The sequence below is a fragment of the Vibrio sp. ZOR0018 genome, assembly GCF_963865925.1.
Taxonomy (GTDB): Bacteria; Pseudomonadota; Gammaproteobacteria; order Enterobacterales; family Vibrionaceae; genus Vibrio; species Vibrio anguillarum.
Map to the genome: position 1 here is coordinate 1 of NZ_CAWMCN010000150.1, position 388 is coordinate 388.

At 41.8% G+C, this 388-nt stretch carries 1 protein-coding gene; it reads left to right on the forward strand.

All coding sequences use genetic code 11. From position 1 onward, the window contains the following. Nucleotides 1–5: 5 nt before the first annotated feature. Nucleotides 6–388: transposase domain-containing protein (locus tag AACR75_RS17180; RefSeq protein WP_047691179.1), on the forward strand; the 383-nt coding region annotated here is incomplete at its 3' end.

Here is a 388-nt window from a genome sequence, read left to right on the forward strand (position 1 = left end):
TTTTTATGCACGTTTCTCAAGCCCTCGATATCATCAACAGTTATAAACCCAATCAAGTTGAAACACTCGCAGACCTCTTGTCCATTGAGCTCATCAATAGTGCTTATGAGCTTACTGATACCGTTACTCTAAGAAAACGAAAGCTCACTTTAGAGTCGATGGCATGGTTACTGGTTGGCATGGCTATTTATAACGATAAATCCATGGCTGACATTGTCAATATGCTCGATATTGTTGACCGCACAGGTAAGCCATTTGTTGTTCCAAGTGCATTAACACAGCGAAGAAAAAACCTTGGTGAGTCAGCCGCTAAAGCGCTCTTTGAGTGTACGCAAAGTCATTGGTTCAAACAGGCTAACTTACCAAACTGGAACGGACTTACGTTACT